A 25484-nucleotide genomic window follows, 5' to 3' on the forward strand; every position below is an offset into this window, starting at 1 on the left:
AGCCCGCCGCGGCCTGGTTCTGCATGGGATGACTTTGCGCTCGATCGAAGCGGGTCAGACCAGCTCGATGATGGCCATCTCGGCGTTGTCGCCGCGGCGGGGCACGGTGCGGATGATGCGGGTGTAGCCGCCTTGGCGCTCGCCGTAGCGCTCCTGGGCTTTGTCAAACAGGGCGTGCACCAGCTGCTTGTCGTAGATGTAGCCAATGGCGCGCCTGCGGGCCGCCAGGCTGCCGTCCTTGGCCAGGCTGATCATGCGCTCGGCCTCATCGCGGAGGGCCTTGGCGCGGGCTTTGGTCGTGGTCACCCGACCTTCGCGGATCAGCTGGGTGGTGAGTCCACGCAGCATCGCTTTGCGTTGGTCGGCGGGGCGTCCCAACATGGGGACTCGGCACTGGTGTCGCATGGGACTGGGGCTGGTGAGGTGGCGTGTCGGAAAACGGGGCCGCCGATCAGGCGCTGGTGCGGCTCTGGGGCAGGGTGATGCCGATGCGCTCCAGCGCTTCGATCACCTCATCGGCTGACTTGGAGCCGAAGTTTTTGATCTCCAGGAGATCTTCGTAGCTGAAGCCCATCAGGTCAGACACAGAGTTGACCTGGGCGCGCTTCAGGCAGTTGTAAGCCCGCACGGAGAGGTTGAGCTCTTCAAGCGGAATCTGGGCCTCGGCGGAGGGTTCCGGCTCCAGGCCGGGCTCTTCCACCATGGTGAGGCTGGCCAGGGGCTGGAACAGCGCAATCAGCTGGTTGGCCGCCTGCGCCATGGCGTCGTCGGGGGTGACGCTGCCGTTGGTTTCGATCTCCAGGCGCAGCCGCTCCCGAGCGGAGCCGCCTTCGCCCACAGCGGTTTCATCCACCGTGTAGTTGACCCGGCGCACGGGCTTGAACACGGCATCGATCTGCAGCAGGTCGATGGCGCTGGTGTCTTCGCTGTGGCGATCGACGGGGCGGTAGCCCACGCCGCGCTCCACATGCACTTCCATCTCGAGGCTGTGACCCTCGGCCACAGTGGCGATCAGGCGATCGCCGTCGATCACCTGCACCTGCGAGGAGAACTGCAGGTCGGCTGCGGTCACGGTGGCAGGGCCATTCACCACCAGGCGGCCGATTTCCAGCTCGCGGTTGCGGCTGTTCACCGAGATCTGCTTGCAGTTCAGCAGGATGTCGAGCACGTCTTCGCGCACGCCAGGCACGGTGGCGTACTCGTGGTTGACGCCGGAAATGCGCACGGCGGTGATGGCACTGCCTTCAAGGCTGCCGATCAGGACGCGCCGTAGGGCGTTTCCGAGGGTGGTGGCCTGGCCGCGATCGAGCGGGCCGATCAGGAAGGTGCCGGTCTGGGACCGGTCTTCGGCGACCTGATGCTCGATCCGATCAACTTGGTAATGCAGCACGGTCTGAAGGGTCGAAAGGTTGGAAGAAGCCCCGGGGGCAAGCACGAGACGACGAATCAGACGCGACGGCGCTTGGAGCGGCGGCAGCCGTTGTGGGGAAGGGGAGTCACGTCGCGGATCAGGGTGATCTCCAGGCCCGCAACCTGCAGGGCGCGAATGGCAGTTTCCCGGCCCGAACCCGGACCACGCACCAGCACTTCGATCTGGCGCATCCCCTGTTCAAGGGCGCGGCGAGCGGCGGCCTCGGCGGCGGTTTGGGCGGCAAAGGGGGTGCCTTTGCGGGCTCCCTTGAAGCCGCTGGCTCCAGCCGAGCTCCAGGAGATCACTTCGCCGGCCGTGTCGGTGATGGACACGATCGTGTTGTTGAAGGTGCTCTGGATGTGCGCCACACCGTTGGGGACGTTGCGCTTCGTTTTCTTGGCGCCGGATTTTTTGGCTGGTTTTGCCATGGCGGAAAGGCCTGCTGGTGCAGGAGGTGATCAAAGAACGTGAAGGGGGTCGCTCTGGTGACGCCGGACGCAGGAGGTCTGGGCTGCTGGAGCAAGAGGCGGCAGGGCGAGGGGGCATCGAGGAAGGGGCGAGGCGCCTTACTTCTTCTTGCCGGCCACGGTTTTGCGGGCACCGCGGCGGGTGCGGGCATTGGTGCGGGTGCGCTGGCCCCGGACGGGCAGGCCCATGCGGTGACGACGGCCCCGCAGGCAACCGATGTCCTGGAGGCGCTTGAGGGCCATGCCCTCCTGCCGACGCAGGTCGCCTTCGAGGGTGAAGCTTTCAGCGGCCCCGCGCAGTTTTTGAACGTCGGCGTCGCTGAGGTCCTTCACCCGGGTGTCCGGGCTGACCCCGGTTTTGGCCAGGATCTTCTGGGCACGGGTGAGACCAATGCCATACACATAGGTGAGGGCGATCTCAACGCGCTTTTCGCGAGGGATATCAACGCCGGCAATCCGAGCCACGTGGGAAATCGATGAGGGGGCAAGACGCTCCGCCGAAGCGGAGCGGGATAAACATGGATACAGCTGGCCCCCAGGCGGGGCTGGCTAAGGCTGATCAGCCTTGGCGCTGCTTGTGCTTGGGATTGGTGCAGATCACCATCACCCGGCCGTGGCGACGGATCACCCGGCACTTGTCGCACATTTTCTTGACTGAGGCACGCACCTTCATGGGCGTTGTGCTCTCCGAATTTGCAAACCGACAACCTATCACACGGGTCAACCACTCCCTGGGGATCAGCCCAGCAGGGCCGTGATCCGTTCGGCGATGGTCTCCACGGTGCCGTTGGCCTCCACGGCCTCGAGCAGGCCCTTGCTTTGGTAGTAGCGAATCAGGGGTGCGGTCTGCTCGCGGTACACCTCGAGGCGATGGCGGATCACGGTCTCGTTGTCGTCGGCCCGGCCCCGTCCCAGCAGACGCTGGATCAGCACGGCGTCATCCAGCTCCATCAGCACCACCAGCTCGATCGGTTGCTGCAGCTCATCAAGCAGCACGCCCAGGGATTCCGCCTGCGCGAGGTTGCGCGGGAAGCCATCCAGCAGCCAGCCGCCGCCACCGCTGGCCGCCTGGGCCTCCAGGCGACTGCGCACGATCGCGAGCACCAGCGCATCGCTCACCAGCTCCCCTCGGGCCATCACCGCCTCCGCTTCCTGGCCCAGGGCGCTGCCGGCGGCCACTTCGGCCCGCAGCAGATCGCCGGTGGAGAGGTGCAGAAGGTTGCGCTCGGCGGCCAGCTGCTGGGCCTGGGTGCCCTTGCCAGCTCCGGGGGGGCCGAGGAACAGGAGACGTTGCTTCATGGCGGGACTGAAAACAGAGGTCGGGGTGCCGGAGGGCTTGCGGTTACTGCCGCACCATGCCCTCGTAGCGCTGGGAGATCACGTAGGTCTGCACCTGTTTGGCGGTGTCGATCGCCACGCCCACCAGGATCAGCAGGGAGGTGGCCCCCAGGCCCTGGAAGGTGCGCACCTGGGTGGCCCCTTCCACGGCGGAGGGAATGATCGCCACGGCGCCGAGGAACACACCACCCAGCAGGGTGAGCCGGTTCTGGACGCCGCTGAGGTAATTGGCAGTGGCTGAACCAGGGCGCACCCCGGGAATGGCCACGCCGCTGCGCTTGAGATTGGTGGCGATGTCCACCGGATTGACCGTGAGCGAGGCGTAGAAGAAGCCGAAGCCGCAGATCAGGGCGAAGAACACCAGGGCGTAGAGCCAGGGCGTGCTGCTGTTGGGGTTGAGGTAGCCCGCCAGCTGGATCAGCCAGGGGCTGCGAGTGAGGTTGGCGATGGTCAGCGGCAGGAACACCACCGCTGAAGCAAAGATGATCGGCATCACGCCGCCGGCGTTGAGCTTGAGCGGCAGATAGCTCTGGCGTGCCGAGAGCACCCCAGCGCCGCCCACCTGGCGCTTGGCACTGACGATCGGGATGCGGCGGTTGCCCTCCTGCACAAAGATGATCCCAACGATCGTCAGCAGGAACACCAGCACCAGCACGACGATGCCGCCCACGGTGCTGCGGTCGCCGCTTTGGGCCAGCTCGATGGTGGAGCCCAGGGCCTTGGGCAGGGTGGCCACGATGTTGACGAAGATCACCAGGGACGCGCCCTGGCCGATGCCCCGTTCGGTGATCACCTCGCTGATCCACATCACCACCATCGAACCGGTCACCAGAGCCAGGGCTGTTTGGATGACAAACACGGGCTCCGAGAGTCCCTCGGTGGCGTACTGGCGCAGGATCAGGGCAAACACCGTGCTCTGCAGGATTCCCCAGCCCAGGGCCACGTAGCGGGTGATCTGGGCAATCTTGCGCCGACCGGCCTCCCCTTCATTCTTTTGGAGGTCCTCCAGCTGGGGCAGGGCTGCGGTGAGCAGCTGGATGATGATCGATGCGTTGATGAAGGGCAGGATCCCCAGGGCAAACACGCCCAGGGTGGAGAGGCCGCCCCCGGTGAAGATGTCGAGGAAGCCGATCAGCTGGCCCCCCCGGGAGAGAAACTCCTGGAAGGCCACCCGGTCGATGCCCGGCATCGGGATGTAGATGCCCAGCCGCACCAGCAGCAGCAGGCCGAGGGTGGTGAGCACCCGGTCGCGCAGGCCCTTTGATTGGATCAATTGGCTGAGGATTTCCCCAGCACTGGGGTTGCGACCCCGGCTAACAAGCATGGCGGCGTGAGGTGGGCATGAAAAAACCGCCCGCTGAATCCTGGGGGGTCCCGGAATTCAGCTGGACGGCTCAGACCTTAGGGCGGAGGCCCGCAAGGCGATCAGATGACTTCGCAGCTGCCACCGGCAGCTTCGATCTTGGTGCGGGCGCTGGCGGTGAACGCAGCAGCCTGCACGGTGAGCTTGACCTTGAGGTCGCCATTGCCGAGCACTTTGAGGGGGTGCTTGGGGCTGGTCACCAGGCCATCTTTCACCAGGGAATCAAGGCTCACGGTGCTACCGGCCTTGCACTCGGCCAGCTTGGCCACATTGATGATCGTGAACTCCTTGGTGTTCACCAGCTCAAAGTGCTTGAGCTTGGGGATGCGGCGGTAGAGGGGCATCTGGCCACCCTCGAAGCCAGGACGGGTCGGACGACCCGAGCGGGACTTCTGACCACGCATGCCGAAGCCGCAGCTCGCACCCTGACCGGCGGCGATGCCGCGGCCTTTGCGCAGTTTGCGGCGACGGGCGCCGGCGTTGGGTTTCAGGGATTGGAGATTGATGCTCATGGCGAGGCCTCAGGAGTAGATCTGCTCGAGGGAGATGCCCCGCTCCTTGGCGGTCTCCTTGTGGGTGCGAAGGCCGGCCAGAGCCTCCATCGCAGCCCGGGCGTTGTTGAGGGGGGTCTTGGAGCCGAGGCGCTTGGCCAGCACGTTTTTGATGCCAGCCAGCTCAAGCACCGTGCGGATCGAGCCACCCGCGATCACACCGGTACCGGGAGCGGCCGGGCGGATCAGCACGCTGGCAGCGCCGTCGCGGCCATTGCTGAGGGTGGGGATGGAGCTGTGGCGGGTGAGGGGCACCTTGACCAGGTGCTTCTTGCCATCGGCCACGCCCTTGCGGACGGCGCCGATCACATCGCCGGCCTTGCCGACACCCACGCCCACCTGGCCCTTCTCGTTGCCGACGACAACGATGGCCCGGAAGCTCATCTTCTTACCGCCCTTGACGGTTTTGGAGACGCGGCGGATCTGGACCACCCGCTCCTGCCACTCGGAGTCGCGCTCTTGGCCGCGACGGTTGTCCCGCCCACGGCCACCGCCACCGCGGCGGTTGTCGCCACCCCGGCCCTCACCGCGGCCACCGCGGCGTTCCTGCTGGCCTTCGGCCGCTACAGGCACATCCGACGCGGCCGGAATGTCGTTGGATTGAACTTGATCGTTGGATTCGGTCATGGTGAGAGCAGGGATCAGAACTGAAGGCCCGCTTCCCGGGCGGCGTCAGCCAGGGCCTTGACCCGGCCGTGGTACAGGTTGCCGCCGCGATCGAAGACCACCTGCTGGATGCCCTTGGCAAGGGCCCGTTTGGCAACCAGCTCGCCTACGGCCACGGAGGCATCGCAGGTTCCGCTGGTGGTGAGGCTGGTGCGCAGGTCCTTGTCGAGGGTCGATGCCGCACAGAGGGTGTTCTGAGCGTCGTCGTCGATGACCTGGGCGTAGATGTGGTTGTTGGAGCGGAACACGGCGAGCCTGGGACGGGCAGCCGTGCCACTGAGTTGGCGACGCAGACGGCGGTGACGCTTCTGGGTCTGCTGTTTGCGGGAGATGGAAGACATGGCAATACAGGGTAACGACGCTCAGGCAGACCTCATTTCTTACCGGTCTTACCGGCCTTGCGCAGGATGTGCTCACCCTCGTACTTGATGCCTTTGCCCTTGTAGGGCTCAGGCGGACGGATGGCGCGCACCTTGGCAGCTTCGTTGCCCACCAGTTCCTTGTTGGCACCGGAGACGAGCACGGTGGTGTTGCCTTCGACGGCGAAGCTGACGCCATCGGGGGGCACCATCTCCACCTGGTGGCTGTAGCCGGCGGAAACCACCAACTTTTTGCCCTGGAGAGCGGCGCGGTAGCCCACGCCGACGATTTCCAACTTGCGGGTGTAGCCCTGGCTGACGCCTTCCACCATGTTGGCGACAAGCGTGCGGCAAAGACCGTGGCGCTCGCGCGAGCGGCGGGTTTCGCTGCTGGGGCTCACCACCAGGGTGTTGCCGTCCTGGGAGATCTGCACCCCATCGGGCAGGGTGCGGCTGAGTTCGCCCTTCGGACCCTTCACGGTGACGTCGAGACCATTGAGGCTGACGCTCACCTTGTCGGGGAGGGGAATCGGCGCTTTACCAATACGAGACATGAATCAACCTCCCGGGATCAGTAGACGTAGCAGAGCACTTCGCCACCGACACCCTGCTTGCGGGCGTCGCGGTCGCTCATCACTCCTTTGGATGTGGAGATGATGGCCACTCCCAGGCCGCCCAAAACTTTGGGCAGCTGGCGATTGTTCTTGTAGATGCGCAGGCCAGGCTTGCTGACGCGCTGGACGGAGCGGATCGTGGGCTGGCGGTGCTTGCCGCTGTACTTGAGCTCGAGCACCAGATGCTTCTGCACGCCTTCACCTTCTTCGGTGATGGCTGCGATGAAGCCTTCCTGCTGCAACACGTTGGCGACGTTGCGCACCAAACGGGAAGCAGGAATCTTGGTGGTCTCGTGACGCTTCTCACTCGCATTGCGGATGCGGGTGAGCATGTCGGAAATCGGGTCGTGATTGGCCATGGTCGGGTCCGAAGAGGGCTCAGTTGCTGCGGAACGGCATTCCCATCTCGCGGAGGAGGGCCCGGCCCTCTTCGTCGTTACGGGCGTTGGTCACGATCGTGACGTCCATCCCCCGGATCGCATCGATCTTGTCGAAGGAGATCTCGGGGAAGATGATCTGCTCGCGGATCCCCAGGGTGTAGTTACCCCGGCCGTCAAAGCTCTTGGGGCTCACGCCGCGGAAGTCGCGGATGCGCGGTAAAGCGAGATTGATCAAGCGCTCCAGGAAGGCATACATCCGCTCACCCCGGAGGGTGACGGCGACGCCGATGGGCATGCCTTGGCGGATCTTGAAGCCGGCGATGGCCTTCTTGGCGCGGGTCACCACCACCTTCTGACCGGTGATTGTGGCCAGCTCCGTGATGGAGGCCTCAAGGGCCTTGGCATTCTGGGCGGCTTCACCGAGGCCCCGGTTGACGGTGACTTTCACCACCTTCGGAACTTCGTGAACGTTGGAGAGATTCAGATCCTTGAGGAGTTTGGGCTGAATCGTCTCCCGGTAGCGCTGTTTCAGTGACATGACGGAGGGAGGGGGTGCGCTTCTGGTCGGGGTCAGAAGGCGGACAGGGACAGGGATGGAGGTGGAAGACTGTGAATGGGAACTGGGCCGATCAATCCAGAATTTCCCCGGTCTTTTTGAGGCGCCGCTTCTTGGTGCCATCCTTTTCCACGACGATTTCGACGCGGCTGGCCACCTGTTTGGTGGTCGAGTAGAGCATCACGTTGGAGGCGTGCAGGGACGCTTCCTCGGTGAGGATCCGGCCGGTCTCGCCCTCCTGGGTGGGCTTGACGTGGCGGGTGCGCAGGTTGATGCCCTGCACGACCACCCGGTTCTCATACGGCAGGGTGCGGAGCACCTCGCCGGTTTTGCCCTTGTCCTTGCCAGAGATCACCTGAACGGTGTCGCCTTGCTTGAGGCGCATCTTGATGCGCTCGGGGGACTTGGCCTTGGGGGTTGCGGTCGCCATCTCAGATCACCTCCGGAGCGAGGGACACGATCTTGGTGAAGTTGCGCTCACGCAATTCACGGGCGACGGGGCCGAAGACCCGGGTGCCCTTCGGGTTGTTGTCGTTGCCGAGGATCACAGCAGCGTTGTCATCGAACCGGATCGAATTGCCGGTGTCGCGACGCAGGGTTGCCTTGGTGCGAACCACCACAGCCTTCACCACATCCGATTTCTTGACGCCCATGTTGGGCATGGCGTCTTTGACGGCGGCCACAATCACATCGCCCACGTGGGCGTAGCGACGGTTGGTGCCGAGCACCCGGATGCACTGGATGCGCTTGGCGCCGCTGTTGTCAGCGACGTTCAGAAAAGTTTCCTGTTGGATCATGGGTCTGCTCTCTTCAACCGGCGGTGCTGTTGGTGAGAACTTCGGCCACGGTCCAGCGCTTGGTGCGGCTGAGTGGGCGGGTCTCGGTGATGCGAACCCGGTCGCCCACTTTGCAGCTGTTCGCTTCGTCGTGGGCCTTGTAACGGGTGGTGCGGCTGACCGTCTTTTGATAGATGGGGTGAGGGAAGCGGTTTTCCACCGCCACCACCACCGTTTTGTCCATCTTGTCGCTGACGACGGTGCCGACCCTTTCCTTGAGTGCCATGGGGATCGAGGGGGGTATCAGGAGGCTGAATCAGCCGTGGCGGCGGAGCGTTGTTGCTCCTGCTGCACCGTCAGCAGGTGGGCCAGCTTGATGCGGGCCTCCTTGAAGCGGTGCGGGTTTTCCAGCCGGCGGGTGGCTTGCTGGAAGCGCAGCTCAAACAGTTCGCGCCGGGTGGCGCTGACCTGTTCGTTGATTTGGTCGCCGCTGAGCTTGCGCACGTCGGCGATGTTGGGTCGTGCCATCGGTCAGGCCTCCACAGGGGCTGCAGTGTCCTGATCCGCCAGGCTCAGGAATTTGGTCTTCACCGGAAGCTTGTATTGCGCCAGGCGCATGGCTTCCTTGGCGATTTCGGGGGTGATTTCAGCACCGCCCATCTCAAACAGGATGCGGCCCGGTTTGATCACAGCCACCCAGAATTCCGGGTTGCCTTTACCGGAACCCATACGGGTTTCGGCGGGGCGCATGGTGACCGGCTTGTCGGGGAAGATCCGGATCCAGATCTTGCCGCCCCGCTTGACGTGGCGGGTCATCGCCCGGCGGCTGGCCTCAATCTGGCGGGATGTGATCCAGCCACATTCTTGGGCCTGCAGCGCAAACTCACCGAAGGCAATGGTGTTGCCGCGGGTAGCGACGCCGCGCATGCGGCCTCGCTGTTGTTTGCGGAATTTGACGCGTCGTGGACTCAGCATGGTTCAGGGCTCCGGATCACTCTTTGTTAGAGCGGTCTTCAAACTGTTGCGGCTGCCGGCTGGTCCGGCGGCGGGGGGCAGCGCCCACGGGCAGCTGCTCTTTCTGGCCAGGCAGCACCTCGCCCTTGAACACCCACACCTTGATGCCCAGCACCCCGTAGGTGGTGCTGGCCAGCTTGGTGGCGTAGTCGATGTCGGCGCGCAGGGTGTGCAGGGGCACACGACCTTCGCGCGTCCATTCGGTACGGGCGATCTCGGCGCCGTTGAGGCGTCCGGCCACCATGATCTTCAGGCCGAGAACGCCGGCCCGTTGGGCCCGCTGCACGGCCATACGCATGACGCGACGGAAGGCCACCCGCTTTTCCAGTTGCTGGGCGATGTACTCGGCCAGCAGGAAGGCGTCGGCATCCACACGCTCAACTTCCACCACGTTGATGCGCACCTGACGGTTGGCATCGCCGAGGGTTTTCTGGATGCCGGTGCGCAGCTCCTCAATGCCGCTGCCCTGACGGCCAACGAGCACGCCGGGGCGGGCGGTTTTCAGTTCGACTTCCAGTTGGTCAGCCTTGCGGGCGATCAGCACATCGCTGATGCCGGCAGCGCCGTACTTCTTGTGGACGAACTTGCGGATCCGATCGTCCTCCTGGAGGAGGGTCGGGTAGGTCTTGCTGGGGGCGTACCAACGCGAGCGGTGATCCTGGGTAATCCCCAGGCGCAGGCCGGTTGGATGGATCTTGTGTCCCATCGGTCGGTGTCCTCGGGGTCAGGCGGAAGGAGCCACAGCAATGCTGATGTGGCAGGTCTGTTTTTTGATCGCGTAGGCACGACCCTGGGCGCGGGGGCGGAAGCGCTTCAGGGAAGGACCCATGTCGGCGATCGCCGTGGCGACCACCAGGGTGGAGGGATCCAGACCCAGGTTGTGCTCAGCGTTGGCTACCGCAGAGCGCAGCACCTTGGTGATGGGCCCGGTGGAGCGGTAGGGCATGAACTCGAGCATGATCAGGGCCTCGCGATAGCTGCGGCCACGGATCTGATCGAGAACCCGGCGCACCTTGGAGACGGAACCGCGGATGTAGCGGCCGTGGGCGAGGGCCTGGTTGGAAGGGGTGTTTGCCATAGCGTTAGCGGCCTCCTTTCTTGTCCTTGATGTGGCCCCGGAAGGTGCGGGTGGGGGCAAATTCCCCGAGTTTGTGGCCCACCATCTGTTCCGTCACGTAGACGGGAACATGGGATTTGCCGTTGTGAACGGCAATGGTGTGGCCGATCATCATCGGCAGGATGGTGGAAGCACGTGACCAGGTTTTGATCACGGACTTGTCATCGGCAACGTTTTGCTTTTCAACCTTGCGCAGCAGGCTGTCGGCAACAAACGGTCCTTTTTTGAGTGAACGTCCCATGGCGGATTAAGCGAACAGCAAAGCGGTGTGGATCATCACGAATCGCGTCCGCCACGGCTCCGTTTGGAGATGCGGCGACGTTTCCGGAGCACAAACCGATTGCTGGGTTTGTTCCGCTTACGGGTTCTGAGGCCCAGGGCCGGTTTGCCCCAGGGTGTCACCGGACCGGAGCGACCGATCGGGGCGCGGCCCTCACCACCACCGTGGGGGTGGTCGCAGGGGTTCATCACCGAACCGCGCACCTCAGGCCGGCGGCCCAGCCAGCGTTTGCGGCCAGCCTTGCCAAGGCTGGTGTTGCGCACCTCTGCGTTACCCACTTCGCCGAGGGTGGCGTAGCACTCACGGCGCACCAGCCGCACCTCGGTGGAGGGCAGCTTGAGGGCGACGTAGTCACCCTCCTTGGCCACCACCTGGGCACTGGCCCCGGCGGTACGCACCATCTGGCCACCGCGACCGGCATAGAGCTCCACGTTGTGGACGCTTGAGCCGAGGGGGATGGCGGAGAGGGGCAGGGCGTTGCCGGTTTCGATCGGCGACTCGGGCCCGGACACAACCTGCTGGCCGATTTCAATGCCGGCCGGCGCCAGGATGTAGCGCTTCTCGCCATCGGCGTAGAAGAGCAGCGCCAGGCGGGCGTTGCGGTGGGGGTCGTAGTGGATCGCGGCCACCTTGGCGACCACGCCGTGCTTGTCGCGGCGGAAGTCGACGATGCGGTAGAGGCGCTTGTGGCCGCCGCCGCGGTGACGGCAGGTGATCACGCCGCGGTTGTTGCGGCCTTTGCGGCGGTGTTTGGCCACCACCAGACCCCGCTCCCGACCACGGCCAGTGACTTCAGAGAAGTCGCTGGCGACGCGGGTGCGGGTGCCGGGGGTGATGGGGCGGTAGTTGCGAATAGCCATGTTGTTTCAGACCCCTCAGGACTCAGGGAACAGCTGGATGGCGTTGCCCTCGGCCAGGCGCACCACGGCTTTCTTCACCTGGGCACGTTTGCCGGCGAAGCGTCCTACACGCCGGGAGCGGCGGGGAGGATTCATGGTGCTGATGCCGATGACCTTCACGTCGAACAGCTGTTCAACGGCAGCCTTGATGTCGGGCTTGGCGGCCCGATGATCCACCTCGAAGGTGTACTGGTTTTGCTCGAGGGCCCGGGTGGCCTTCTCGGTGATCAGGGGCCGGCGGATCACATCCGCAAGCCGACTTGAAAAACGCTCAGCCATCGCCGTAGACCTCCTGAATCTTCGCGAGTGCTTCCTCGCTCACCACCAACTTGTTGGCGTGGAGCAGATCGAACACGTTGAGCTGATCAGCGGCGATCAGCTTGACCTTCTCGAGGTTGCGCACGGAACGCCGCACCGCCTCGGATGCACCGTCGAGCACCACCAGCACCTTGGCGCCGGCTTCGATGCCGAAGCGGGCCAAGGCAGCGGTGATCTCCTTGGTTTTGGGGGTGTCGAGCCCCGCTCCGAAGCCTTTCACCACGGTGATGTCGTCGATGCGGCTCATCAGCGCGGTGCGCAGGGCCAGACGACGTTCCTTACGGTTCATCGCCACGGCATAGCTGCGGGGCTTGGGACCAAACACCACACCACCACCGGGGCGGAGGGGGGTGCGGATCGAACCCTGGCGGGCCCGACCTGTGCCTTTCTGCTTGTAGGGCTTGCGGCCACCGCCGGCCACTTCGGCACGGGTGAGCGTGCTGGCCGTGCCCTGGCGGGCGTTGGCCAGCTGACGCACCACGGCGCGATGCACCAGGTCGGAGGCGGACGTTTCTTTGGCGACCTTGAGGTCGAGGGCAGCCTTGCCGGCTTCTTTGCCCTGCCAGTCGCGGATTACACAGTTAGCCATCGGTGTTCTCCTCAGTTCCCAGCTTTGGCGCCCACCCGGTTCGCCGGGCGGATGTTCAGCAGGGCGCCGGGCTTGCCGGGCACTGAACCCTTCACCACCAGCAAATTGCGCTCCACATCCACTTTCAGGATGACGAGCCCGCGGGTGGTGGTTTGCTTGCCGCCGTAACGACCAGCCATGCGCTTACCGGGGTAAACGCGGCCAGGCGTGGTGCCGGCGCCGATCGAACCCGGCTCTCGGTGGTTCTTGGAACCGTGGGTCATGGGTCCGCGGCTGAAGCCGTGGCGCTTCTGGAGGCCGGAGAAGCCACGCCCCATGGTGTCGCCGCTCACATCGACCTTCTGGCCTGCTTCGAAGGCCGTGACGGTGATGGAGCCACCCAGCTCAAGGCCATCGACACTGTCGACCCGATATTCCTTCAGGTGACGCAGGGCCTCATCGCCCGACTTCGCCAGGTGCCCCTTGGCCGGCTTGTTCACGAGCTTGTCGCGAATGTCGCCAAAACCAAGCTGCACAGCGTTGTAGCCGTCGGTGCTGGTGCTTTTGAGTTGGGTGATACGGCAGGGACCAGCCTCGATCACGGTGACCGGGATGGATCTGCCCTCTTCATCGAAGAATTGGGACATGCCCAATTTCTTCCCAAGAATGCCGATGGACATAGGAGGGGAAACAACGCCAGCTGGACCACCGCACAACAGGAGCCGAGGGCTCATGCGTAGCGGTGAAGCTGAACAAATCGAGGAGCTGCCTGGCTCGGCCAAGGTGGCCGCATGGCGTGGCCCAAGACGAAGCTCGGGCGGACGCGGTTGCGATTTCCAAGGGCTAGCAAGGCTGATCTGGATTGGATCAGCGCGGCTGGGACTTATCTGAACCGGACCAAAATCTCCGAAGGAGATGTGGCGCGTTTAGGCAGTTTCCCGACGGACCTTGCAACCTGTGACAGCTGCTAGTTCCGTGCTGGCCGAGGACGGCCACCACCACTGGTGACCGTGTGCTGCGAACTGGAGGCCCGGCTAGCGGACGGGCACAGTTCATCAGCACAGTTGACAATCTTACCCCACGGGTTGACAGCCTCCCATTGCGTGGCGCTGCAGTGATTGGGACCAGGCGTGTTCGCGGGTCGGCGTGAGCTGTCAGACTGCTGTTGAGCTCTGTGATCCTTTGCGATGCCTCTGCTGCTCTCCGGGCGCGGTTTCCGGCAGGACCTGGAGCGGGCTGGGGCCTTGGCTCTCTTCGCCCCGCTCGAAGGTGGCGCAGAAACCCGTCTGATGCGTCGGATGCGGGCGGCGGGTTACCGAGCCCAGCTCACCTCGGCCAGGGGGCTGGGGGATCCGGAAGCCTTTTTGTTGCAGCTGCATGGCGTGCGCCCACCGCACCTCGGCCATCAAAGTGTGGGTCGAGGTGCGGCCGTAGGGGAGGTGCAGCGGGTGATGCCTCAGTTGGGGAGCCTGCTGGAGGGGACCCAGCCGATCCTGCTTTGGTTGCTCGAAGGCCAGGTGCTGTCGCGGGCCGAGCTGGGGTCGTTGGTGTCCCTCTGCCGGCGTGAGCCGCGGTTGAAGTTGGTGGTGGAGATGGGAGGGGCCCGGGCCCTGCGCTGGCAGCCCCTCGAGCAGCTGCTTGACGCCTGAGGAGGCCCTGACCCGCGGCAGCTGGGTCAAGTTGATCTGCGGCGCCAGCAATCAGGATCTGGAGGCCATTGAAGATGTCTGCGGGGTGTTCGCCTTGGCTGGCGTCCACTGCATCGATGTGGCGGCCGATGTGGCCGTGGCTGCCGCTGCCCGTCGCGGCATCGCCTGGGCCCAGGCGCGGGGAGCGGCCCGGCCCTGGTTGATGGTGAGCCTCAGCGATGGGGCCGATCCCCATTTCCGCAAGGCCTGGTTTGATCCCCAGCGTTGTCCGCTGGCCTGTGCTCGCCCGTGTGAACGGGTCTGTCCGGCCCTGGCGATCGGCGTGGCGGCCACCGGTGGGCCCGGGGTGCTGGTTGAACGCTGCTATGGCTGTGGTCGCTGCCTGCCGGCCTGTCCCGAGGGCCTGATTGAGGAGCGGGGCCAGGTGCTGGAGGCAGTCGACGTGCCACCCCTGCTGACCCAACTCCGGCCCGACGCGGTGGAACTCCACACCCAGCCAGGTCGGGGGGAGGCTTTTGCCGAGCGGCTGGCCCAGGTGGTGGCCAGTGGTGTGCCGCTGCAGCGGTTGGCGGTGAGCGCTGGCCTGGAGGGAACGGCCCAGCTGCCAGCGGCCTTGTCCGCCGAGCTGTGGCAGCGCTTTGCCCTGCTGCGCGCCCAGGGCCTCCGCCCCCTCTGGCAGCTGGATGGCCGGCCGATGAGTGGCGATGTGGGGGCCGGTACGGCCCATGCCGCCGTCAAATTGGCTGCAGCGGTGCTGGCCTGCGCCCCCCCTGGCCCCGTGCAGCTGGCGGGGGGCACCAATGCCCACACCTTGTCTCATTTGCAGGCTCCTCTTCGGCGCCACATTGCGGGGGTGGCCTTCGGTGGGGTGGCCCGCCGTCTGTTGCAACCGCTGCTGTTGGAAGCCCAGGGCCGGGGACGTCCCCTGCTGGCCGATGGGACCCTCTGGCCCGAGGCCCTGGAGCTGGCTCAGGCCCTGGTGGCTCCCTGGCTAGAACAGACCTAGTGCCCGACGATCCGGTGTCCAGCTCTGCCTCGACGGCTCCCCAGCGCGTCACCGACGACCTCGACCGTCTGCTGGAGCTGCTGCCCGAGGTGGTGCAGACGTCGCTGGCGACAGAGGAGGCGCGGGAGCAGCTGTTGGAGGTGGTGCTGGATCTGGGGCGGGTGCCCGAGGCCCGTTATCCCGGCCAGGTTCGGGCTCTGGGTCAGCGGCCCCTGGAGCGCTCCGATCTGGCGGCGGTGGTGGAGCGGCTGGGGATTTTCGGCGGCGACAATCGCGCCGGCATCGAGCGCACCCTGCACCGCATCAGCGCCATCCGCAACCGCACCGGCGAGATCGTCGGCCTCACCTGTCGGGTGGGGCGGGCCGTGTTCGGCACGGTGGCGATGGTGCGCGATCTGCTGGATTCCGGCGAGTCGTTGCTGCTGATGGGCCGACCCGGCGTCGGCAAGACGACAGCCCTGCGGGAGATCGCCAGGGTGTTGGCCGACGACCTGGGCAAGCGGGTGGTGGTGATTGATACCAGCAACGAGATCGCCGGCGACGGTGACATTCCCCATCCCGCCATCGGCCGCGCCAGGCGGATGCAGGTGGCGCGGCCGGAGCTGCAGCACCAGGTGATGATCGAGGCGGTGGAAAACCACATGCCCGAGGTCATCGTGATCGATGAGATCGGCACCGAGCTCGAGGCCCAGGCCGCCCGCACCATTGCCGAGCGGGGCGTGATGTTGGTGGCCACGGCCCATGGCAACGCCCTCGAGAACCTGATCAAGAACCCCACCCTCAGCGATCTGGTGGGCGGCATTCAGTCGGTGACCCTGGGGGACGAGGAGGCCCGCCGCCGCCGCACCCAGAAGACGGTGCTGGAGCGCGCTGCCGAGCCCACCTTCGCCTTGGCGGTGGAGATGCACAGCCGTCACCGCTGGCTGGTGCACCGCGATGTGGCCCGCACCGTGGATCTGCTGCTGCGCGGTCAGAGCGCCCGGCCCCAGGTTCGTGAGCTCGGTGCCGATGGCCACCTGCAGGTCGAGGAGGTCGTGCCCCCCGCGGCTTCGCCCCTCTCGAGCCGGCCGCGCCTCGTGCCCCGGCCCCTGCCGGAGCCCGACGAGCCCGACGAGCCCGATGCCCGCGAGGCCACTCCCGCCGTGGAGCCCTTGCCCGTGTTGCGGGTGTATGGGGCGGGCATCAGTCGGTCGGCCTTGGAGCAGGTGGTGCGGGCCCGCCAGGTGCCGGTGGAGGTGGTGGGCAGCGTGGAGTTGGCCGATGCGGTGCTGAGCCTGCGCCAGCAGCTCGGCCGGGACCCCCACGTGCGCCGGCAGGCCCAGGACCTCGGCCTGCCGATCCTGGTGCTCAAATCGGCGGCGCCACCCCAGCTGCAGCGTGCCCTGGAGCGGGTGCTGGAGCGCCACCGCCAGGACCGTGCTTCCCGAGACCGTGCCGCCCAGGATCCGGCGGCGCTGTCGGCGGCCAGCTCCCAGGGGGACGATGCCCTGGCTGGCCTGGAGGAATGCCGTCTGGCGGTGGAACAGGTGGTGCTGCCCCACGGCCAGCCTGTTGAGCTGCTGCCCCGGAGCGATCGGGTGCGTCTGATGCAAGCGGAATTGGCGAGCCGTTACCGCCTGCGTACGGCGGTGTTTGGCCGTGGATCCGAGCAGCGGCTGCGGGTGTTTCCGGCTTGAACGGGGGCCGGTGGATCGGTCGCGGTTGACGAAGGACCGGGCGCTATGGGTAACTATCTAGGCACCGGTTGCAACCGGCTGCATTGGGTCGTCGCCAAGTGGTAAGGCAGCGGGTTTTGGTCCCGCCATTCCTAGGTTCGAATCCTAGCGACCCAGTTTTTTGATGCCCACACAGCCCAGTCGCGCCAAAACGGCTACTCCGGCTGCTGCCGAGCCCCTTGTGGTGTTCGACTTCGATGGCGTGCTGATGGATGGCATGCCGGAGTACTGGTGGGCGGCTCGGACGACGGCCCTGCAGCTCGCCCCTCAGTTGGTGTTGCCGGAGCAGGCTCCCGCGGCCTTCGTCCGTTTGCGACCCCTGATCCATCAGGGTTGGGAAATGGTGTTGATGGCCGCTGAGCTGGGCCGGGCGGACCTTGATCTGGAGGGCCTGCTGACCCACTACGACGCGGCCCTGCCCGTTGCCCTGGCGCGTTGGGGTTGGGACGCCGCGCAGCTGCAGCAGCGGCTCGAGCAGGTTCGTGCTGCGGCCATCGCCGCTGAACCAGCGACCTGGTTGGCGCGCCACCGGTTGTATCCGGGGGTGAAGGAGCGCCTGGCCCGGCTGGCTGGTGAAGGGGCGGATTGGGCCGTGCTCACCACCAAGGGTGCGGCGTTTGCCTCACGGCTGCTGGCCGCCGCGGGTTTGCAACCCTGGGCGCTCTACGGCCATGAGCAGGGCAGCAAGTCCGCGGTGTTGCGGGGGCTGCTGGCCGAGCAGCGCCCCCTGTGGTTCGTGGAAGATCGTCGCCCCACCCTGGAGACGGTGCGGGCCGATCCGCGACTGGCAGCGGTGCGCTGTTGCCTGGTGAGCTGGGGCTACCTGGGACCCCAGGACGCGCAAAACCTGCCGGCGGATATCGCCTGGCTCACCCCCGAGCGGTTTGCGGCGCCCCTGGCGCAATGGCCTTAGTGGGCTAGAGTACGCGCGTACTACAAGCAATTGGTACGCCGGTCCTCTTTGGTGGCACTTGCTGCTTAGAGGTCGCAGGATGGCTGCCTTCGGGGTTTCCCGGGGCTGTTCCTGCGGGGCTTGCCGAGTTTCGGCCCGCTCCCCGTTCCGGTTCCCGCCCTTGCGGCCTGTCCCATCGCTTCTGATTGCTGCCATGCCCGCCGATTCCACCACCAGCTCTTCCGTGTCCCCTTCCTCCTCCCGCACGTCCGCCAGCTCCGCCACCAGCACCGCCACGAACGTCGCTGCGGCCTCGTCGTCGGCCGATGCCCGGGCGGCCGCTGAGCGGGACAAGGCCCTGGGGTTGGTGCTGAACCAGATCGAGCGCAATTTCGGCAAGGGCTCGATCATGCGCCTTGGTGACGCCTCCCGCATGCGGGTGGAAACCATCGGCACCGGTGCCCTCACCCTCGACCTCGCCCTCGGTGGCGGCTATCCCAAGGGCCGGGTGGTGGAGGTCTATGGCCCGGAGAGTTCCGGTAAAACCACCCTCACCCTGCATGCCATCGCCGAGGTGCAGAAGCGCGGTGGTGTGGCGGCCTTTGTCGATGCGGAGCATGCCCTGGATCCGGTGTATGCCGCCGCCCTGGGGGTCGACATCGAAAACCTGCTGGTTTCCCAGCCCGACACCGGCGAGATGGCCCTGGAGATCGTCGATCAGCTGGTGCGCTCCGCCGCCGTCGACATCGTGGTGGTCGACTCGGTGGCGGCCTTGACGCCCCGCGCCGAGATTGAGGGGGAAATGGGTGATCTGGCGGTGGGCAGCCAGGCCCGCTTGATGAGCCAGGCGATGCGCAAGATCACCGGCAACATCGGCAAATCCGGCTGCACCGTGATCTTCCTGAACCAGCTGCGCCAGAAGATCGGCGTCACCTACGGCAACCCGGAAACCACCACGGGCGGCAACGCCCTGAAGTTCTACGCCTCGGTGCGGCTCGATATCCGCCGCATCCAGACCCTCAAGCGCGGCACCGAGGAATACGGCATCCGCGCCAAGGTCAAGGTGGCCAAAAACAAGGTGGCGCCTCCCTTCCGGATCGCCGAGTTCGACATTCTGTTTGGCCGGGGCATCAGCACCCTCGGTTGCTTGCTCGACCTCGCCGAGGAAACCGGTGTGGTGGCCCGCAAGGGTGCCTGGTACAGCTACGAGGGCGACAACATTGGTCAGGGGCGTGACAACACGATCACCTGGCTGGAGCAGAACCCCGAGCAGGCTGAGTTGATCGAACAGCTCACCCGCCAGAAGCTCAAGGAGGGCTCGGAAGTGACGGCCAACTCGATGAAGCCCCTGGCTGCAGCTGCCAAGGCTGCTGCCACCTCGTCTGCGCCTGGGGAGTCTTCTGCTCTGGGAGAGTCGGCGGCGGCCCTGGCTGAGTTGCCGGTGGCGAGCTGACGGTCTCTCGGCTCAGGGGCGCGAGAATGCGCCCCTGGGTTTGGAGGTCAGGTTGGCGGCACGGGATCCGCCGGCAGCTTCGGGGTTCTGGAGCACCTGGGCAACCCGCTGTAGTTCCTGGATGGCTTCGGCGCCCTCCAACTTCACCAGTTCGTGGCCGTCGCGGGATTCCACCCAGCTGATGCCGAAGTCGGACACCAGAAAACGCACCATGTGGTTGGCGTCCAAGTTGGCCACGAAGGAGGCGCCGTGGCCATCACGGCCATCGCCGCAGATGTAACAGGTGGCGGCGATGCCCCGGTTCTGAAGGCTTTTGGCCAGAGCCTGCAGGCTCATCACCAGGTCGTGCACCACGGATCGGTATTGCTCGGCGAGACGCGGGAACACGGCCGAAACCCAAACTACTTCAAATCCTAATGTTTTCTTCAGGATTTGGCGGTGGGCCAGCCGGCCGCTCAGTTGTCTGTCGCTCAGCCCTCTGCCGCTCAGCCATCTGCCAGCGTCCACCAGCCCGCGGCTGGGCCGATGAAGCGCACCGTCACCCAAAAGAGCACCAGCGCGGCGATGCCCACCCAGGCGCCCTTGGTGGTGAGGGCCACGAAGCGATCGGCCTGGTTGCGGGTCAGCGGCAGCCAGCTGGCAATGCGTGGAGAGGTGTCAACCTGCTTGGTGCGGTCGGGCTTGATCGCTTTGGGCGGCAAGCCCTGGATGCTGCGGCGCTTGGCTTCACCCATTCCCTTGGCTGCTTGTGCGCTGCGACGAGAAGCTCAGGCTAATGAGGCAGCAGGCGGCTGAGGCTGACCCAAGGCTCGAGGGCGAGCAGCACCTGCCGCCCCCAGCTGCGCCCCCGCAGGCGTCCATCCAGCACCGCGAGACGCCCTCCCCCATGGCGCCGCAGGCCGGCCAGGCCCAGTTGCAGCCGGTTGAGGCCATCGGGCAGCAGGCACTCACGGAACCAGTCGCGACCGTCCTGGCGCAGGGCCAGCACCCGGGCTGCGGTGAGGGGATCCTCGAGGCTGGCCAGGGGCAGCAGGCCCACCACGATCTGGCTGGGCAGGGGCAGCCGTTGCTGCTGCTCCAGCCACCAGCTCCAGCGGGCGCAGATCACACCGTTGCCGTCGGGCGCAGTGCTTTCGTGCACCACGCGCGAGCCGAATTCCGCCGCCAAACCACTGGTGAGGCCCCGCCGTAGGGCGTCGTCATCGATCAGCACCACGGTGAGTCCGGCCTGGCCCAGCACCAGCCGGCGGCTCTGGTCCAGCAGATGTTGGCCGTAGTGGGGGCTGTTGGGCAGGGGTTGCCGCAGCGGGGCATAAAGGGGCAGGGGGTCGGCCAGCGGCGGATCCCCCAGGCTCACGCTCACCACCGGCTGCAGTCCGAGGGCAACACCCGGCTCTGGCTGGCCGGCGGCGGCCCGGGCGCTGGCCAGCTGGCCCAGCAGCACCGCTCCGCGCTGCTCCAGCAGGCCCTGCAGCACCCGCAGCGGCTCGAGTGGTTGGCGGTGCAGCTGCCACTGCAGAAGCTGGGGATTCACCTGGGCCCAGCTGGTCCAGCTGTTGCCCTGGGCGTCTAGCCAGGCGGGCCATGGTTCGGGCAGGGGGCTCAGCAGCTGCAGCAGGTGGCGCAGGGGTGCCTCGTCTTCTGGCGCGAGGGCCACCAGCTGGTTGGGGCGGCGAGGATGGCTGAGCACCTGGCGGTTGAGTCGCTCGTGCAGGGTCAGCAGGCTGGCTTCTGCCGCCGGCTGGGCCCGCCGCAGCTGGTCCCAGTGCTGGGGCATCACCACCACCTCCAGGGCCTGGCGCAGCAGGGTGTCGAGCTGTTCAGCCTCGGGAATCACCAGCTGCCGCGTTCCCAGCAGCCCCTGCTGCCAGGCCGCCACCAGTTGGTGGTGGTTGAGCAGCCACACGCGGGCTCCGGCCGGCGGCCGGTCACCCTCGAAGCACGGCAGGGCCAGGCTCGGGTCGGCCCGTCCCAGGCGGGGCAACTCAACCTGGAGCAGCCGCTGCCGCTGGGCTTCACTCACCACCAAGGCCAGCGGTTCCTCGCTCAGCGCCAGCGGCACCAGCAGGCTGATCCACCAGCTGGGATCGCTGCCCGGAGCAAGCCGCACCAGGGTGTGGTCGCTGCGGCGCAGGCTGCGGGCCACCAGGCGGCTGAGGCTCAGATGGTGGGGCCAGGGCTCTCCGCCTTCGTGCTGCAGCAGGGCTTTGAGTTGCTGGTGGGCGCGGGCTTCGAGCATTCCCAGGCGGCCAACAGGCTCAAAGCGTAGGAAGCTGGCTGGATGGCTCTGCCGCAATGACCTCCGTTCCCCTGCCGCACCCGGCGCCAACAACAACCGCCGCACCTGCCCTGTGGCGCCAACGCCCGGTGGGCGTGGTGGGCCTGGGGTTGATCGGTGGCTCCCTGGGCTTGGATCTGCAGCAGCTCGGGGTCGACGTGCGCGCCCTGGTGCATCGCGAGGCCACGGCCGAGCGGGCCCGGCAGCGGGGGTTGGCTACGGCGGTGAGCACCGATCCCGTCGTGCTGGCTGGCTGCGGGCTGGTGGTGCTGGCCCTGCCCCTCGACCGGCTGCTGGAGCCACCTGCCGAGCTGTTGGCGGCCCTGCCAGCGCAGGCCGTGATCACCGATGTGGGCTCGGTGAAGGCGCCGGTGCTGGCCTGTTGGTCGCGGTTGGTGCCGCGCTTTGTGGCCAGCCATCCCATGGCTGGCACCGCCCAGGCGGGGGTGGAGGCTGGGCAGTTGGGGCTGTTTCGGGATCGCCCCTGGGTGGCCACGCCGGATGCCGCCACCGATCCGGAGGCCCTGCAGCTGGTGCAGGGTCTGGCCCAGGCCGTGGGCGCCCAGTGGCTCAGCTGCGCTGCCGCTGAGCACGACCGGGCGGTGGCGCTGATTTCCCACCTACCCGTGCTGGTGAGCGCAGCCCTGCTGGAGACCGCGGATCGCTCGAGCGCCGATCCCTCGGGTGAGGGCGAGCTGGCTGGCCTGGTGCGGCAGCTGGCCTCCAGTGGCTTTGCCGACACCACCCGGGTGGGAGGAGGGAATCCGGAGCTCGGCACCCTGATGGCCCGCTGCAACCAGGTGGCCCTGCTGGCGGCGCTCGGCCACTACCGCAGCGCCCTGGATCAGCTGGAGGCCTGCGTGCTGGAGTCGGATTGGCAGGGGTTGCAGCAGACCCTGCAGCGCTGCCAGAGCCTGCGGCCGGAGTTTCTTTAGGCCTGGTGCCCGCTTGCCCTAGGCCAGCACGAGCGGCTGCTGGCGGGCGGCCAGCAACTGGCGGCAGGCCATCAGGGCTGAGTGACTGACACCGGCGGTGCCTTCGCCGGGATAGATCGCATCGCCGCAGAGCCAGAGGCCCGGCAGGGGCGTGCGGCTGGCCAGGCCAAAGGGCCCAAAGCGGCTGGGGTGTTGCCCGAGCCCGCCCACGTAGCCGAAGGGGCGGCCGGTCCAGCGCTCAAAGCCACGGGGCGTGGCGGTTTCGCAGTGCAGCCAGGGCTGCTCGGGCAGCTGCAGCAACTTCTGAAGGCCCCGCTCCATGCCCGCTTGAGCGCTGGCCTTGCGCGCGGCATAGGCCTCTGGGCTGAACCCAAACCAGGGCCGGGCCTCCGTGAACACACTGGCAATCACCGAGGCTTCACCGGCCGGAGCCCGGCCGTCGCCCTCGCGGCTCACCGACACAAACAGCGATCCCGGATCCTCCCAGGCACCCTGCAGGTGGGCCGGGCATTGGGGTGGCAGGTCGCGGCGGGCCACGGCCCCATAGAGCACCAGGGCCCCGGAGGGTTCGCCCAGCTGGCTCAGCCGGCGGCGGTAGCCCGCGGGCAGCTGCGGACCGAGCAGGGCAGGCAGGGTTTGGGGTGGCAGGGCTAGCACCACGTCGCTGCAGCACAACTGGAAGGGGCGATCTGCCGGTCCAAGGCCCTTCACCTGCCAGCGCCGCTCCGGCGGGGCCCCGGCATTGCGCTCCAGGCCTGTGACGCGGTGGCGGGTGCGCAGCTGGCCGCCGGCCTGATGCAGGCCCTGCTCCAAGCCGGCACTGAGGGTTTGCATCGACCCCTCCAGGTGAAACAGCCCCAGGGGCTCCTGGGCCATGGCCAGCACGGTGGCGCCATAGAGGGCGGCGGTGCGATCTGCGGGTTCCTGGGAATAGAGCTTGAGTTGCAGGTCGAGGAAGCGTCGCAGGCGGGTATCGCCCGCGGCGCCGCAGAGGTGCAACAGGTCGGCGATGGTCGAGCCCACCAGCAGGCCACTGGCCAGGTTGGCCGGGCGCAGGGCCCCCAGCAGCTGGGCCAGATCCCAGGCGTTGCGGGGGGGCAGCACCGGATCCTGGGTGGCGAAGCCCCAGTTGGCGTGGTGCAGGGCCGCAGTCAGCTGCCAGAACCGCTCGCTGCCGGGAAACCGCGCCTGACGTTCGGCCTGCCAGCGGGCGGGGTCGCGCCAGAGCTGCACCGGCGGGCTGCCATCGCCCAGATCCACCACACAGCCGGGATCGAGAGGGCTGGCCTGGGGCAGGGGAACGCCGAGGTGCTGGAAGATCCGCGCGTGGATGCCCCCGGGCTCGAGCCCCGCCACCTGGGTGGCACCCACATCAAAGGTGTAGGGCCCGCGGCGGAAGGTGCCAGCGCAGCCGCCGCTCTGGTGGTGGGCCTCCAGCAGCTGCACCCGCAGGCCGGCCTTGGCCAGCAGGGCCGCGGCGGTGAGGCCGGCGATGCCTGCCCCCACCACCACCACATCGCTGTGTTCCTCCATGGCGGCATGCTGGCAGGTGCCTGATCCGCAGCGCGTCATGGCGGCTGAGCCCCCGGATCCCCTCAACCTGTGGCTGCAACGCCAGCTGGGGCAGGTCGTGGTGGGCCGCACGCCGGTGGGCGGTGGCTGCATTCACCAGGCCTGGCGCCTCGAGCTCGCGGGCGGTGGCACGGTGTTTGCCAAAACCAACACGGCCGCCTGTCTGCCCCTGCTGGAGGCGGAAGCCGAGGGGCTGCAGCAGCTGGCTCGGCATGCCCCAACGGGCCTGGTGATCCCCGAGCCCCTGGTCTGGGGCGTGGAGGGTGAGCAGGCCGTGCTGGTGCTCGGCTGGCTCGATTTGGCTGGCGCTGCAGGGGGTGTGGTTGCCCGGGATGGCTGGTTTCGGCTCGGGCATGGATTGGCCGTGTTGCACCGCTCCAGCGCTGCCAGCGCTCCAGCCCAGGGCTATGGCTGGGGGGCTGACAACTTCATCGGCTCAGCCCCCCAAACCAACAGCTGGCGCCCGGATTGGGGGGTGTTCTTCGCCGAATGCCGCTTGGCCCCCCAGCTCGCCTGGGCGGCTCGCCGTGGCCAGCCGCTGCGGGGCACCGAGGAGCTGCTGGCGCGGCTGCCCCAGTGGTTGGCCGGCCACTGCTGCCAGCCGGCCCTCGTCCACGGCGATCTGTGGTGCGGCAATGCCGCCCTGCTGGCCGATGGGCGCGGGGCGATCTTCGACCCCGCTTGCTACTGGGGGGATCGGGAGGTGGATCTGGCGATGGCCCAGCTGTTCGGAGGCTTCCCGCCCGCCTTTTTCGAGGGCTATGGCGCCGCCTGGCCTCTGGAGCCTGGGGCGGCGGAGCGAGTTGGGCTCTACAACCTCTACCACCTGCTCAATCACGCCAACCTGTTTGGCGGTAGCTATGGCCAGCGCGCCCAGGCCAGCATCGACGCCCAGCTGGCCTAGCCCAGATACTCCTTGCGCAGGGTCTGAACCTTGGCCACCACGGCACCGCGCTTCTCACTGGTGGTGAGGTTCTGCCAGCTCCACTGACCCACCACCACCAGGCCCAGCAGTTCCAGCAAGCCGGGGACCACCGGCAGCAGGTTGATGGTGTCGAGCACGCCCTTGATCAGGATCTGGGCCACGATCACGGCCACGATCACGCCGGTGGCTTTGCCGATCCGGCCCATCTGGCTCCAGTCCACCTGGTCGAGGGTGGAATTCACCTTGGTGAGGATCTCGCTGTAGCGCTCGCTGAAGCTCACCTCGGCTTCGCCGGCGGTCGCGCCCGTGTCCACTTCGGTGGCTGCTGTCTGCTCAGCCGCGTCGGGGGTGGTATCGCTCATGGACCGCTCGGAGGGCTGAA

The 25484-nt window shown here is 66.8% G+C and carries 37 protein-coding genes and 1 tRNA gene; 8 read left to right on the top strand and 30 right to left on the bottom strand.

The window, feature by feature from the left end:
• Positions 1 to 54: 54 nt before the first annotated feature.
• The 25 genes from rplQ to rplC form a co-directional block, all read right to left on the bottom strand.
• Positions 55 to 405: a 50S ribosomal protein L17 gene (gene rplQ, locus KBY57_RS08580; protein ID WP_094560065.1), complete on the bottom strand. Its 351-nt coding sequence runs from the start codon at positions 403 to 405 to the stop codon at positions 55 to 57.
• Positions 406 to 451: 46 nt separating this feature from the next.
• Positions 452 to 1390 carry a DNA-directed RNA polymerase subunit alpha gene (locus KBY57_RS08585; RefSeq protein ID WP_254995444.1) on the bottom strand — a complete coding sequence of 313 codons (939 nt, stop codon included), beginning with the start codon at positions 1388 to 1390 and terminating at the stop codon, positions 452 to 454.
• A 56-nt stretch (positions 1391 to 1446) separates the two neighbouring features.
• Positions 1447 to 1839, bottom strand: coding sequence for a 30S ribosomal protein S11 (rpsK, locus tag KBY57_RS08590; protein ID WP_010311626.1), 393 nt, complete (start codon positions 1837 to 1839; stop codon positions 1447 to 1449).
• 138 nt (positions 1840 to 1977) lie between these two features.
• Positions 1978 to 2343 carry a 30S ribosomal protein S13 gene (rpsM, locus tag KBY57_RS08595; RefSeq protein WP_254995445.1) on the bottom strand — a complete coding sequence of 122 codons (366 nt, stop codon included), beginning with the start codon at positions 2341 to 2343 and terminating at the stop codon, positions 1978 to 1980.
• Positions 2344 to 2437: 94 nt separating this feature from the next.
• Positions 2438 to 2551: a 50S ribosomal protein L36 gene (gene rpmJ / locus KBY57_RS08600; RefSeq protein WP_006173336.1), complete on the bottom strand. Its 114-nt coding sequence runs from the start codon at positions 2549 to 2551 to the stop codon at positions 2438 to 2440.
• A 65-nt stretch (positions 2552 to 2616) separates the two neighbouring features.
• The gene (locus KBY57_RS08605; RefSeq protein ID WP_254995446.1) at positions 2617 to 3177 is read right to left on the bottom strand and encodes an adenylate kinase; all 561 of its coding nucleotides are present in this window, start codon (positions 3175 to 3177) and stop codon (positions 2617 to 2619) included.
• Positions 3178 to 3220: 43 nt separating this feature from the next.
• Complete coding sequence (secY, locus tag KBY57_RS08610; RefSeq protein ID WP_254995447.1) at positions 3221 to 4540, bottom strand: preprotein translocase subunit SecY; 1320 nt, start codon at positions 4538 to 4540, stop codon at positions 3221 to 3223.
• 101 nt (positions 4541 to 4641) lie between these two features.
• On the bottom strand, positions 4642 to 5091 hold the full coding sequence (gene rplO / locus KBY57_RS08615; protein WP_254995448.1) for a 50S ribosomal protein L15: 450 nt from the start codon (positions 5089 to 5091) through the stop codon (positions 4642 to 4644).
• A 9-nt stretch (positions 5092 to 5100) separates the two neighbouring features.
• Positions 5101 to 5757 (bottom strand): 30S ribosomal protein S5, encoded by a 657-nt coding sequence (gene rpsE / locus KBY57_RS08620; RefSeq protein ID WP_254995449.1) that lies wholly within the window; start codon positions 5755 to 5757, stop codon positions 5101 to 5103.
• A gap of 14 nt (positions 5758 to 5771) precedes the next feature.
• A complete protein-coding gene (rplR, locus tag KBY57_RS08625) occupies positions 5772 to 6137 on the bottom strand; it encodes a 50S ribosomal protein L18 (RefSeq protein ID WP_254995450.1) in 366 nt (121 codons plus the stop codon).
• 32 nt (positions 6138 to 6169) lie between these two features.
• On the bottom strand, positions 6170 to 6709 hold the full coding sequence (gene rplF / locus KBY57_RS08630) for a 50S ribosomal protein L6 (protein WP_094560057.1): 540 nt from the start codon (positions 6707 to 6709) through the stop codon (positions 6170 to 6172).
• A 17-nt stretch (positions 6710 to 6726) separates the two neighbouring features.
• Entirely contained in the window at positions 6727 to 7128 is a 402-nt protein-coding gene (gene rpsH / locus KBY57_RS08635; protein WP_094560056.1) for a 30S ribosomal protein S8, read from the bottom strand.
• A 19-nt stretch (positions 7129 to 7147) separates the two neighbouring features.
• Positions 7148 to 7687: a 50S ribosomal protein L5 gene (gene rplE, locus KBY57_RS08640; protein ID WP_254995451.1), complete on the bottom strand. Its 540-nt coding sequence runs from the start codon at positions 7685 to 7687 to the stop codon at positions 7148 to 7150.
• 91 nt (positions 7688 to 7778) lie between these two features.
• Positions 7779 to 8135 (bottom strand): 50S ribosomal protein L24, encoded by a 357-nt coding sequence (gene rplX, locus KBY57_RS08645; protein ID WP_254995452.1) that lies wholly within the window; start codon positions 8133 to 8135, stop codon positions 7779 to 7781.
• A 1-nt stretch (position 8136) separates the two neighbouring features.
• On the bottom strand, positions 8137 to 8502 hold the full coding sequence (gene rplN / locus KBY57_RS08650; protein ID WP_048018117.1) for a 50S ribosomal protein L14: 366 nt from the start codon (positions 8500 to 8502) through the stop codon (positions 8137 to 8139).
• A gap of 13 nt (positions 8503 to 8515) precedes the next feature.
• Positions 8516 to 8767: a 30S ribosomal protein S17 gene (gene rpsQ, locus KBY57_RS08655; protein WP_094560052.1), complete on the bottom strand. Its 252-nt coding sequence runs from the start codon at positions 8765 to 8767 to the stop codon at positions 8516 to 8518.
• A 17-nt stretch (positions 8768 to 8784) separates the two neighbouring features.
• Entirely contained in the window at positions 8785 to 9009 is a 225-nt protein-coding gene (gene rpmC, locus KBY57_RS08660) for a 50S ribosomal protein L29 (RefSeq protein WP_254995453.1), read from the bottom strand.
• Between the two features lie 3 nt (positions 9010 to 9012).
• Positions 9013 to 9456 carry a 50S ribosomal protein L16 gene (rplP, locus tag KBY57_RS08665; protein ID WP_094560050.1) on the bottom strand — a complete coding sequence of 148 codons (444 nt, stop codon included), beginning with the start codon at positions 9454 to 9456 and terminating at the stop codon, positions 9013 to 9015.
• A gap of 16 nt (positions 9457 to 9472) precedes the next feature.
• Positions 9473 to 10201 (bottom strand): 30S ribosomal protein S3, encoded by a 729-nt coding sequence (rpsC, locus tag KBY57_RS08670; RefSeq protein WP_254995454.1) that lies wholly within the window; start codon positions 10199 to 10201, stop codon positions 9473 to 9475.
• A gap of 18 nt (positions 10202 to 10219) precedes the next feature.
• A complete protein-coding gene (gene rplV / locus KBY57_RS08675; protein ID WP_094560048.1) occupies positions 10220 to 10573 on the bottom strand; it encodes a 50S ribosomal protein L22 in 354 nt (117 codons plus the stop codon).
• Positions 10574 to 10577: 4 nt separating this feature from the next.
• Positions 10578 to 10853, bottom strand: a complete 276-nt coding sequence (gene rpsS, locus KBY57_RS08680) for a 30S ribosomal protein S19 (RefSeq protein WP_094560047.1) — start codon at positions 10851 to 10853, stop codon at positions 10578 to 10580.
• A gap of 35 nt (positions 10854 to 10888) precedes the next feature.
• Positions 10889 to 11752, bottom strand: coding sequence for a 50S ribosomal protein L2 (gene rplB / locus KBY57_RS08685; RefSeq protein WP_254995455.1), 864 nt, complete (start codon positions 11750 to 11752; stop codon positions 10889 to 10891).
• A 15-nt stretch (positions 11753 to 11767) separates the two neighbouring features.
• Positions 11768 to 12070, bottom strand: a complete 303-nt coding sequence (locus KBY57_RS08690; protein WP_094560045.1) for a 50S ribosomal protein L23 — start codon at positions 12068 to 12070, stop codon at positions 11768 to 11770.
• Complete coding sequence (rplD, locus tag KBY57_RS08695) at positions 12063 to 12698, bottom strand: 50S ribosomal protein L4 (protein ID WP_254995456.1); 636 nt, start codon at positions 12696 to 12698, stop codon at positions 12063 to 12065. The genes KBY57_RS08690 and rplD overlap by 8 nt, the downstream gene beginning before the upstream one ends.
• Positions 12699 to 12709: 11 nt before the next feature.
• Positions 12710 to 13357: a 50S ribosomal protein L3 gene (gene rplC, locus KBY57_RS08700; protein WP_254995457.1), complete on the bottom strand. Its 648-nt coding sequence runs from the start codon at positions 13355 to 13357 to the stop codon at positions 12710 to 12712.
• Between the two features lie 507 nt (positions 13358 to 13864).
• Between rplC and KBY57_RS08705 the strand changes: the two genes are divergently transcribed.
• The 6 genes from KBY57_RS08705 (at position 13865) to recA (ending at position 19392) form a co-directional block, all read left to right on the top strand.
• Entirely contained in the window at positions 13865 to 14326 is a 462-nt protein-coding gene (locus KBY57_RS08705; RefSeq protein WP_094560042.1) for an NAD(P)H-quinone oxidoreductase subunit N, read from the top strand.
• Positions 14316 to 15332 (top strand): LdpA C-terminal domain-containing domain, encoded by a 1017-nt coding sequence (locus tag KBY57_RS08710; protein WP_254995458.1) that lies wholly within the window; start codon positions 14316 to 14318, stop codon positions 15330 to 15332. Before KBY57_RS08705 ends, KBY57_RS08710 begins: the two co-directional genes overlap by 11 nt.
• 14 nt (positions 15333 to 15346) lie before the next feature.
• On the top strand, positions 15347 to 17008 hold the full coding sequence (locus KBY57_RS08715) for an AAA family ATPase (RefSeq protein WP_254995459.1): 1662 nt from the start codon (positions 15347 to 15349) through the stop codon (positions 17006 to 17008).
• Between the two features lie 84 nt (positions 17009 to 17092).
• Positions 17093 to 17164, top strand: a tRNA-Gln gene (locus KBY57_RS08720).
• A gap of 7 nt (positions 17165 to 17171) precedes the next feature.
• Positions 17172 to 17960, top strand: coding sequence for an HAD family hydrolase (locus KBY57_RS08725; protein WP_254995460.1), 789 nt, complete (start codon positions 17172 to 17174; stop codon positions 17958 to 17960).
• A gap of 193 nt (positions 17961 to 18153) precedes the next feature.
• A complete protein-coding gene (recA, locus tag KBY57_RS08730) occupies positions 18154 to 19392 on the top strand; it encodes a recombinase RecA (protein ID WP_254995461.1) in 1239 nt (412 codons plus the stop codon).
• A gap of 12 nt (positions 19393 to 19404) precedes the next feature.
• Here the strand turns inward: recA and KBY57_RS08735 are convergent, their stop codons facing one another.
• The 3 genes from KBY57_RS08735 to KBY57_RS08745 form a co-directional block, all read right to left on the bottom strand.
• A complete protein-coding gene (locus KBY57_RS08735; RefSeq protein ID WP_254995462.1) occupies positions 19405 to 19779 on the bottom strand; it encodes a DUF1815 family protein in 375 nt (124 codons plus the stop codon).
• Between the two features lie 98 nt (positions 19780 to 19877).
• Complete coding sequence (locus KBY57_RS08740; protein WP_254995463.1) at positions 19878 to 20126, bottom strand: DUF2839 domain-containing protein; 249 nt, start codon at positions 20124 to 20126, stop codon at positions 19878 to 19880.
• A 38-nt stretch (positions 20127 to 20164) separates the two neighbouring features.
• Positions 20165 to 21631, bottom strand: a complete 1467-nt coding sequence (locus tag KBY57_RS08745) for a helicase (RefSeq protein ID WP_254995464.1) — start codon at positions 21629 to 21631, stop codon at positions 20165 to 20167.
• A gap of 56 nt (positions 21632 to 21687) precedes the next feature.
• Between KBY57_RS08745 and KBY57_RS08750 the strand changes: the two genes are divergently transcribed.
• The gene (locus KBY57_RS08750) at positions 21688 to 22605 is read left to right on the top strand and encodes a prephenate/arogenate dehydrogenase (protein WP_254995465.1); all 918 of its coding nucleotides are present in this window, start codon (positions 21688 to 21690) and stop codon (positions 22603 to 22605) included.
• A gap of 18 nt (positions 22606 to 22623) precedes the next feature.
• Here KBY57_RS08750 and crtD read toward each other — a convergent pair whose 3' ends face one another.
• The gene (gene crtD, locus KBY57_RS08755) at positions 22624 to 24138 is read right to left on the bottom strand and encodes a C-3',4' desaturase CrtD (RefSeq protein ID WP_254995466.1); all 1515 of its coding nucleotides are present in this window, start codon (positions 24136 to 24138) and stop codon (positions 22624 to 22626) included.
• A gap of 37 nt (positions 24139 to 24175) precedes the next feature.
• Here crtD and KBY57_RS08760 point away from each other — a divergent pair, with 37 nt between their 5' ends.
• Complete coding sequence (locus KBY57_RS08760; RefSeq protein ID WP_254995467.1) at positions 24176 to 25081, top strand: fructosamine kinase family protein; 906 nt, start codon at positions 24176 to 24178, stop codon at positions 25079 to 25081.
• Here the strand turns inward: KBY57_RS08760 and KBY57_RS08765 are convergent.
• Positions 25078 to 25464, bottom strand: coding sequence for a CAAD domain-containing protein (locus KBY57_RS08765; RefSeq protein ID WP_254995468.1), 387 nt, complete (start codon positions 25462 to 25464; stop codon positions 25078 to 25080). The two genes, KBY57_RS08760 and KBY57_RS08765, sit on opposite strands and share 4 nt — an antisense overlap.
• Positions 25465 to 25484: the final 20 nt, after the last annotated feature.

It is taken from the genome of Cyanobium sp. Aljojuca 7D2 (genome assembly GCF_024346415.1).
Lineage (GTDB): Bacteria > Cyanobacteriota > Cyanobacteriia > PCC-6307 > Cyanobiaceae > Cyanobium_A.